The sequence below is a fragment of the Mycobacterium sp. 1164985.4 genome (genome assembly GCF_001668575.1).
Classification (GTDB): Bacteria; Actinomycetota; Actinomycetes; order Mycobacteriales; family Mycobacteriaceae; genus Mycobacterium.
The window spans coordinates 44,923-52,929 of the sequence record NZ_LZMD01000092.1; the positions used below are offsets into that span (position 1 = coordinate 44,923).

Annotated in this window: 7 protein-coding genes and 1 pseudogene; 4 read left to right on the forward strand and 4 right to left on the reverse strand. The window is 68.4% G+C overall.

All coding sequences use genetic code 11. The features are described 5' to 3' along the window. Window positions 1-12: 12 nt before the first annotated feature. On the forward strand, window positions 13-954 hold the full coding sequence (locus A5650_RS21395) for an ATP-grasp domain-containing protein (RefSeq protein WP_067296375.1): 942 nt from the start codon (window positions 13-15) through the stop codon (window positions 952-954). On the opposite strand, the gene A5650_RS21400 is transcribed toward A5650_RS21395, so the two are convergent. The 4 genes from A5650_RS21400 to mptB all read right to left on the reverse strand — a co-directional run bounded on the left by A5650_RS21400 (window position 904) and on the right by mptB (window position 5,347). Then, window positions 904-1,839: a COX15/CtaA family protein gene (locus A5650_RS21400; RefSeq protein ID WP_067296378.1), complete on the reverse strand. Its 936-nt coding sequence runs from the start codon at window positions 1,837-1,839 to the stop codon at window positions 904-906. The genes A5650_RS21395 and A5650_RS21400 overlap by 51 nt on opposite strands. A gap of 75 nt (window positions 1,840-1,914) precedes the next feature. Further along, entirely contained in the window at window positions 1,915-2,691 is a 777-nt protein-coding gene (locus tag A5650_RS21405; RefSeq protein ID WP_067296381.1) for an ABC transporter permease, read from the reverse strand. After that, window positions 2,688-3,596, reverse strand: a complete 909-nt coding sequence (locus A5650_RS21410) for an ABC transporter ATP-binding protein (RefSeq protein ID WP_067296383.1) — start codon at window positions 3,594-3,596, stop codon at window positions 2,688-2,690. Before A5650_RS21410 ends, A5650_RS21405 begins: the two co-directional genes overlap by 4 nt. A gap of 35 nt (window positions 3,597-3,631) precedes the next feature. Beyond that, window positions 3,632-5,347 carry a polyprenol phosphomannose-dependent alpha 1,6 mannosyltransferase MptB gene (gene mptB, locus A5650_RS21415; RefSeq protein ID WP_156744251.1) on the reverse strand — a complete coding sequence of 572 codons (1,716 nt, stop codon included), beginning with the start codon at window positions 5,345-5,347 and terminating at the stop codon, window positions 3,632-3,634. Window positions 5,348-5,417: 70 nt separating this feature from the next. Between mptB and A5650_RS21420 the strand changes: the two genes are divergently transcribed. From A5650_RS21420 to A5650_RS21430, 3 genes and pseudogenes are all read left to right on the forward strand, one after another. Next, window positions 5,418-6,134, forward strand: coding sequence for a helix-turn-helix transcriptional regulator (locus A5650_RS21420; protein WP_067296385.1), 717 nt, complete (start codon window positions 5,418-5,420; stop codon window positions 6,132-6,134). Then, window positions 6,131-7,576, forward strand: coding sequence for a Fe-S cluster assembly protein SufB (gene sufB / locus A5650_RS21425; RefSeq protein ID WP_067296393.1), 1,446 nt, complete (start codon window positions 6,131-6,133; stop codon window positions 7,574-7,576). Before A5650_RS21420 ends, sufB begins: the two co-directional genes overlap by 4 nt. Further along, a pseudogene (locus A5650_RS21430) lies at window positions 7,573-8,007 on the forward strand (Fe-S cluster assembly protein SufD); the annotation flags it as partial. The gene sufB and the pseudogene A5650_RS21430, both read left to right, overlap by 4 nt.

The window sequence follows — 8,007 nt, forward strand, 5'->3', positions numbered from 1 at the left end:
ATCGTGCCAACTATGAAGCTCGCGCGGCCCAACCTGTTCCATCCGCGCATCGTGTTGGCCGGATGCCCGGCGCTGCCGGAGGGTGACGGCGACGACGCCGGACTGGTCGCGGCGCTGGGTAAGCACGGGTTGCATGCACGCTGGCTGTCCTGGGACGACCCCGCGACGCTGGAGGCGGATCTGGTGATCCTGCGGGCGACGTGGGACTACATCGACCGGCTCGACGATTTCCTCGAATGGGCGCGGCGGGTCCGTAATCTGCTCAACCCGGCCCGCGTCGTGCCGTGGAACACCGACAAGCGCTATCTGGCCGACCTGGCCGCGGCCGGCGTGCCGATCGTGCCGAGCCGATTCTTCGAACCGGGGGAGGTGGTGCGACTGCCGAACAGCGACGAAGTCGTGGTCAAACCCGCCGTCGGTGTCGGATCTGTTGACACGCTGCGTTTTTCGGACCGCGACGACGCACGGCAGCACGCCGCACAGTTACTAGAGGCGGGCCGCACCGTGCTGGTGCAGCCCTACGACCCGCGCATCGGGGACGGCGAGACCGCGCTGGTCTTCATCGGCGGCGCCCAGTCGCACGCCTTCACGAAGCGGCCGATTCTGCAGCAGCCCGGCCAGGCGCCGCCGTTCGACGAGTCGGGCACCTACGCCGAAGAGACGTTGAGCACCGCTGACCCCGATTTCGAGGCGTGGGACGTTGGGCACGCGGCGCTGGCGGCGGCCTCAGCGCATCTGGACCTGACGACCGAAGAGCTGCTTTACGCGCGGGTGGACGTCATCGGCGGGCGCAGCGATCCGCGGGTGCTCGAGGTCGAGCTCGTCGAGCCCTCGCTGGGCTGGATGCAACTGGACGAATCGACACGCGAGCGCCAGCAGCGCGCGTTCGTCCTCGCCGTCGAGTCAGCCCTCGAACGGTTCGGGCTCGGCCCGCTCTCGCATCGACGCCCATAGCGCGGCGGTCCCGGCGGTACAGGCCGCGGCACCCGCGACATGCACCGCCACCAACGCGGCGGGCACACCGGTGAAGAACTGCACCGTGCCGACCAGCCCCTGGGCCACTACCAGGACGACGAGAACGCCCAGCCGTAGCAGGACGGGGCGGGGTGCGCGCACCGCCAGCAGGCCGAACCCGAGGCCGATTAGCAGCGACAGGTAGGCCACCATCAACGCCGAGTGCGTGTGCACCAGCGTGGTGATCTCTACCTCCAGCCGCGGAATCGTGCGGTCGACGCTCTTGTCACCGGCATGCGGGCCCGCGCCCGTCACCAGGGTGCCCGTCACCAGCACGGCGGACAGCGCCATGGCGCTGAGCAGCGCCAGTTGTCGCAGTGCTTTCGGCGCCCGCCGGACGGGCACCCCGTCGTCGGGCTCGCCGATCTTGACGAACAACAGCACAGACAGCCAGACCATTGTCATCGACGCCAGCAGGTGGACCGCGACCGTCCACCACAGCAGACCGGTCAGCACCGTGATGCCGCCGATGACCGCCTGGACCACCGTCGACGCCGGCATCAACCACGCGTAAACCAGGACTTCGCGCCGGCGGCGGGCCCGGGTCACGGCCAGCACCGCGGCCGCCGCGGTGAGCACGACCAGAAAGGTGACCATGCGGTTGCCGAACTCGACAGCCTGGTGCACGACCGGCACTTCGGCGACCGGGACCGGCGTGAAGCTGCCCGGGAAGCACTGCGGCCACGTCGGGCACCCCAGTCCCGACGCGGTGACGCGGACGATCGCGCCCGTCACCGCGATACCGCCCTGGGTCAGGATGACGAGGAAGGCGATGACGCGCTGGGTCCGGAGGCTGGGCAGCGGCGGCAGATCGACCAGCCGCATGAAGGCACGTCGCACGGTCTCGATCGTAGAGCAGTGCAACTACAAGCCGTAGTAGCGGGTGTGGGAGGGCGAGACCTAGGTGAACCGGAACCAGCGCAGCGCGCACAACGCGGCGACGGCACCCCACACCGCGAGGACCAGGATGCCGAACCAGTCCACTGACAACGTCATCGCTTGGGTCAGCGCTTCGGTGAGGGCGCCCGACGGCGTCAGCCGGGCCACCCACTGCGCCCCAGAGGGCACCATGCCGCCCTCGAGTGTCAGCGCCCCGAGCCCCGCGAAGACGAACCACAGCAGGTTGGCCAACGCGAGCACGATCTCGGCGCGAAGCGTGCCGCCCAGCAGCAGGCCCAGCGCGGCGAAGCCCGCCGTGCCCAATGCGATGATCACCGCGCCGAGTGCCAGGCCCGCGAGGTGCGGCCGCCAGCCCAGCGCGAACCCGATGCCGCCCAACACGATCGACTGCAGGAACACGACCGCGACCACCGCCAGCGACTTGCCCGCGATGATGCCCCACACCGGAAGCGCCGTGGCGCCAAGCCGTTTCAGCGCGCCGTAGCGGCGGTCGAACGCCACCGCGATCGCCTGCCCGGTGAAGGCCGTCGAGATCACCGCCAGCGCCATGATCGCGGGGACGAAGGTGGCGGCTCGGTTCTCGCCGAACGAGCCGAGGGGGAGAAGCGTCAGCCCCACCAGCAACGTGATCGGGATGAACATCGTCAGCAGCAGCTGTTCGCCGTTGCGCAGCAGCAGCCGCAGCTCCAGGCCGAACTGCGCGGCGAGCATCTTCTGCACGGTGGCCGGTCCCGGATCGGGTGAGAAGGTGCCCGGCGCAAAGCGATTCGTCGTCACGACCGCAACTCCCGCCCGGTCAGGTCGAGGAACACGTCCTCGAGGCTCCGTTGTTCGACCCGCATGTCGGTGGCCAAGACGTCGAGACGCGCGCACCAGGCCGTCACCGTCGCCAGCACCTGCGGGTTGATCGCACCCTCGACCAGGTATTCGCCGGGCGCGGTCTCTGTCGCCCTATAGGTCTCCGGCAGCGCGGACACGAGCAGCGACAGGTCGAGCTTGCGCGGGGCGCGGAACCGCAGCTGGTTCTCGGCGCCGCTGCGCATCAGCTCCTCGGGCGTCCCGGTGGCGACCGGAACGCCGTGGTCGATGATCATGATGCGGTCGGCCAGCTCCTCGGCCTCGGTGAGCTGATGGGTCGTCAGCACCACGGTCACGCCGTCGCGCCGCAGTCCATCGATCAACTCCCACACCACGATTCGCGCATGTGCGTCCATGCCTGCGGTGGGCTCGTCGAGGAACACCAGCTCCGGGCGGCCGACCACCGCGCACGCCAGCGCCAGCCGCTGCTGCTGCCCGCCGGACAGCCGTCGGTACGTCGTACGCGCCGCCTCGGTCAGCCCGAGAGTGTCCATCAGCCAGGCGGGATCGAGTGGGTTGGCCGCGTAGGAGGCGACGAGGTTGAGCATCTCGCCTGCGCGGGCGGCCGGGTATCCGCCGCCGCCCTGCAGCATGACGCCGATGCGTTCACGCAACCGGGCGTTGTCGCCGAACGGGTCCAGCCCGAGAATCCTGATGGTTCCGGAGTCGGGCCTGATGAAGCCTTCGCACATCTCGACGGTCGTGGTCTTACCTGCGCCGTTCGGCCCGAGAAGCGCGAAGACCTCGGCGGCCTGCACCTCGAGATCGAGTTCGGACACCGCGACCGTCGACCCGTACCGCTTGGTGACTCCGCTCAGGCGCACGGGGGCCGCCGGGGACGCCCCGGATCCAGAGTGGGTCACGGGGACTCAGCGTAGGCGTCGGGCCGCACCGGTTGGGGCGGCGGTGGCGGCGGTTGCTCGTGCGGCGGGCTCGTGACGCTGCGCCAGGGCAACCGGTTGTAGGTCAGCAGGATCAGCGCGGCGACGATCACGGTGCTCGCCGCGGTCGCGAGCAGGATCTGGAAGACCGTGAACCGGTCGCCGTTCGCGGTCGGCCCGAAGATGCCGACGGCCAGGGTCACGACGATCGTGGTGCTGCGGAACGCCGGCCGGGTGGCCCACGCCGCGAGGGGAAGCACCGCCCACAGCACGTACCAGGGCTGGACCACCGGGAACAGCAGCACGGTCATGCCGAGCGCGACGCCGAGCCCGCCCACCGGATGCAGGCGCCCGCGCAGCACCGACAACAGGAGCCAGGTCACCAGGATCGCGATGATGAACACGCCGATCGCACGGGTCAGGCCCAGGACGGCGGTGGTGTGGTCGCCCAACCCCAGCAGAATGCCGACCTGCCCGGTGCCCAGCGCCAACAGGGTGGGCAGTGACATCCAACTGCGCACGACGTTCGCGGTGCCCAGCGTGTTGAGCCAGCCGAACCCGAGGCCGCTGGCCCATCCGATCAGCGCTATCACCACGACCGATACGGCCGTCAACGACCCGCCTGCCAGGAAAAACGCCTTCACAGTCCCGCCCCACCGGCAGGCCAGTGCCATCGCCACGAAGCCGAGCGCCAGCAGCGATGGCAGTTTGACCTGCGACGACAGGGTGATCAAGACGACGCCGGTCAACAACATCGCCATCGGCCACCATCGCGCCCACTGCTCGCGGTCGTGCGGCCAGGACAGCGGTCGGGGAAGCAGCGGGGTGGCGGCTGAAATGCTGCTGACGCCGCGCAGCGCGAACTCGGTGCCCGCGAGCATCAGGCCCAGCATCAGGGCCTCGTTGTGGATGCCGCCGACCAGATGCATGATCAGCAGCGGGTTGGCCGCCCCCAGCCACAGCGCGCTCACCTCGGCGACACCGCAGCGGCGCGCGAGTCGCGGCGTCGCCCAGACGATCAGCCCCACACCGAGCAGCACGACCAGCCGGTGACACAGCACCGCGGCCACGATGTTCTCGCCGGTCAACGCGGAGATGCCCTGGCCGATCCACAGGAACAGCGGCCCGTATGGTGCGGGCGTCTCGCGCCACATGTTGGGCACCGAGAGCGTGAACACGTGGTCCAGGCCCAGGCCGGTGGCCGGGCCGACCCGGTACGGATCAAGGCCCTTTATGCCGATCTCGCTCTGCGCGAGGTAGGAGTACACGTCGCGGCTGTACATGGGCGGAGCGAGGAGCAGCGGCAACACCCACAGCCACAGCAGCCGGTCCAGCTGGCTGCGCGACATCCGCCGGTCACCGAGCGCGAAGCGCCCCAGCATCAGCCAGGCCAGCGCCATCATGACCGCGCCAGTGGTGGTCATGGTCAACGACACCGTCTGTATGCGCGAAGGCAGGTTGAGCAGCCGTACGCCGAACGTCGGATCCTGCACGACCGGCCTGGCCCCGACACCCAGGGCGCCGATCGCCATCAGAACGGTGCCGGTGGCCCCGAAGAGCCGCGTCCGGCGCAGCGCGATGACCTCGGCATCGTTGAGGGGCGAACCCACGGGGCGTTCGTCGGCGTGCCAACGGGCGATCGACGTGCTGAACGAGGGGAGGCGGGCTGCCACCTCAGCAGCGTAACCGCCCATGTTATGGCTCTTGTCACGCTAAGGGTGCCCTTGCTTTACACCACTTTCCGAATTCCGTCACAATAGTGTTGTGAAATTCAGTCCGGAGGCGGGAGCCGATCGCCACACCCGTGGGGCGATCGTGCAGTTGCTGCTCGAATCCGGACCGATCACCGCCGGTGAGATCGGCGAACAGCTCGGTATCTCGGCCGCAGGCGTGCGTCGTCACCTCGACGCATTGATGGAGGCAGGAGATGCGCAGGCCAGCGCCGCGGCGGCCTGGCAGCACACCGGCCGGGGCAGGCCCGCGAAGCGTTACCGCCTCACCGCGGCCGGGCGCGCCAAGCTCGGCCACGCCTACGACGATCTGGCCGTGGCCGCCATCCGCCAGCTCCGCGAGATCGGCGGTGACGACGCCGTACGGAAGTTCGCTCGTCGCCGGATAGACGGAATCCTGGCGGGAGTAACCGACGGCCCCGATGACGTTGCATCTAAGGCCGACCGGGTCGCCGACGCGCTGACCAAGGCCGGCTACGCGACGACTGTGACATCGGTGACACCTGCCGGATCCATCCACGGAATCCAGCTGTGTCAGCACCACTGTCCGGTCTCACACGTCGCGGAGGAGTTCCCCGAGTTGTGCGAGACCGAGCGGGAGGCCTTCGCCGAGATTCTGGGAACTCACGTGCAGAGGCTCGCCACGATCGTCAACGGCGACTTCGCCTGTACGACGCACGTACCGCTGGTCGAAAAGATCAGTGCTTCAGCTCAATCAGCCCCCACTAACAAGCAAGGAGCGTCGAGATGACGACGACACCCGAGGTCCACAAGGTCGGCGAGCCGCTCAGCCAAGACGAGGCCATCGCTTCGCTGAGCCGCTACGGCTACGGCTGGGTGGACTCCGACGTCGCGGGTGCCAGCGCGCAGCGCGGGCTGTCCGAGGCGGTGGTTCGGGACATCTCCGCGAAGAAGAACGAGCCGCAGTGGATGCTCGACATCCGGCTCAAGGCGCTGCGCACCTTCGAGAAGAAGCCGATGCCGAACTGGGGTTCCAACCTCGAGGGCATCGACTTCGACAACATCAAGTACTTCGTGCGGTCGACGGAGAAGCAGGCCGCCACGTGGGACGACCTGCCCGACGACATCCGCAACACCTACGACAAGCTGGGCATCCCCGAGGCGGAGAAGCAGCGCCTGGTCTCCGGTGTCGCGGCCCAGTACGAGTCCGAGGTCGTCTACCACCAGATCCGTGAGGACCTGGAGGCTCAGGGCGTCATCTTCCTCGACACGGACACTGCGCTGCGCGAGCATCCGGAGATCTTCAAGCAGTACTTCGGCACCGTGATCCCCGCCGGCGACAACAAGTTCTCCGCGCTGAACACCGCCGTCTGGTCGGGTGGCTCCTTCATCTACGTGCCGCCCGGCGTGCATGTCGACATCCCGCTGCAGGCCTACTTCCGGATCAACACCGAGAACATGGGCCAGTTCGAGCGCACGCTGATCATCGTCGACGAGGGTGCCTACGTGCACTACGTCGAGGGCTGCACGGCGCCGATCTACAAGAGCGACTCGCTGCACTCGGCGGTCGTGGAGATCATCGTCAAGGCGGGCGGGCGCTGCCGGTACACGACCATCCAGAACTGGTCGAGCAACGTCTACAACCTGGTCACCAAGCGAGCCCGGGCCGAGGCCGGCGCGACCATGGAGTGGGTCGACGGCAACATCGGCTCCAAGGTCACCATGAAGTACCCCGCGGTGTGGATGACCGGTGAGCATGCCCGGGGCGAGGTGCTCTCGGTGGCGTTCGCCGGCGAGGGGCAGCACCAGGACACCGGCGCCAAGATGCTGCACCTGGCACCCAACACGTCGAGCAACATCGTGTCCAAGTCCGTCGCCCGTGGCGGCGGTCGTGCCTCGTATCGTGGCCTGGTCCAGGTCAACAAGGGCGCGCACGGATCACGCTCGAGCGTGAAATGCGATGCCTTGCTTGTCGATACGATCAGCCGCTCCGACACCTACCCGTACGTCGACATCCGCGAGGACGACGTGACGATGGGCCATGAGGCCACCGTGTCGAAGGTCAGTGAGGATCAGCTGTTCTACCTGATGAGCCGCGGCCTGACCGAGGACGAGGCGATGGCGATGGTGGTGCGCGGCTTCGTCGAGCCGATCGCCAAGGAGCTTCCGATGGAGTATGCGCTGGAGCTCAACCGGCTGATCGAGCTGCAGATGGAAGGCGCGGTTGGGTGACCGGGGCGAGCGAGTTGACCACTGCGATCGAGGGAACACCGGCCGGGTCGGCACTCAACAAGGGCGAGATCTTCACCTCCTTCGACGTGAACGCCTTCGAAGTGCCCGGCGGCCGCGACGAAATCTGGCGGTTCACGCCGTTGAAGCGCCTGCGCGGTCTGCACGACGGCTCCGCGGTCGCCTCGGGTAGCGCAACCATCACCGTGGGTGAACGGCCCGGTGTCACCGTGGAAACGGTCGGGCGTGACGACGAGCGGCTCGGCCAAGGCGGTGTGCCCGCCGACCGGGTTGCCGCGCAGGCGTATTCGTCGTTCGACAGCGCGACCATCGTCACGGTCGCCCGCGACACCGAGGTGGCCGAGCCGATCGAGATCGACGTCACCGGCCCGGGTGAGGGCGCGGTGGCCTACGGGCACCTGCAGATCCGCGTC

Excerpts from the sequence above, each read along its gene's own strand:
- A5650_RS21395 (WP_067296375.1), top strand. The coding sequence starts at position 13 with ATGAAGCTCGCGCGGCCCAACCTGTTCCATCCGCGCATCGTGTTGGCC.
- A5650_RS21400 (WP_067296378.1), bottom strand. The coding sequence starts at position 1,839 with ATGCGGCTGGTCGATCTGCCGCCGCTGCCCAGCCTCCGGACCCAGCGC.
- mptB (WP_156744251.1), bottom strand. The coding sequence starts at position 5,347 with ATGGGCGGTTACGCTGCTGAGGTGGCAGCCCGCCTCCCCTCGTTCAGC.
- sufB (WP_067296393.1), top strand. The coding sequence starts at position 6,131 with ATGACGACGACACCCGAGGTCCACAAGGTCGGCGAGCCGCTCAGCCAA.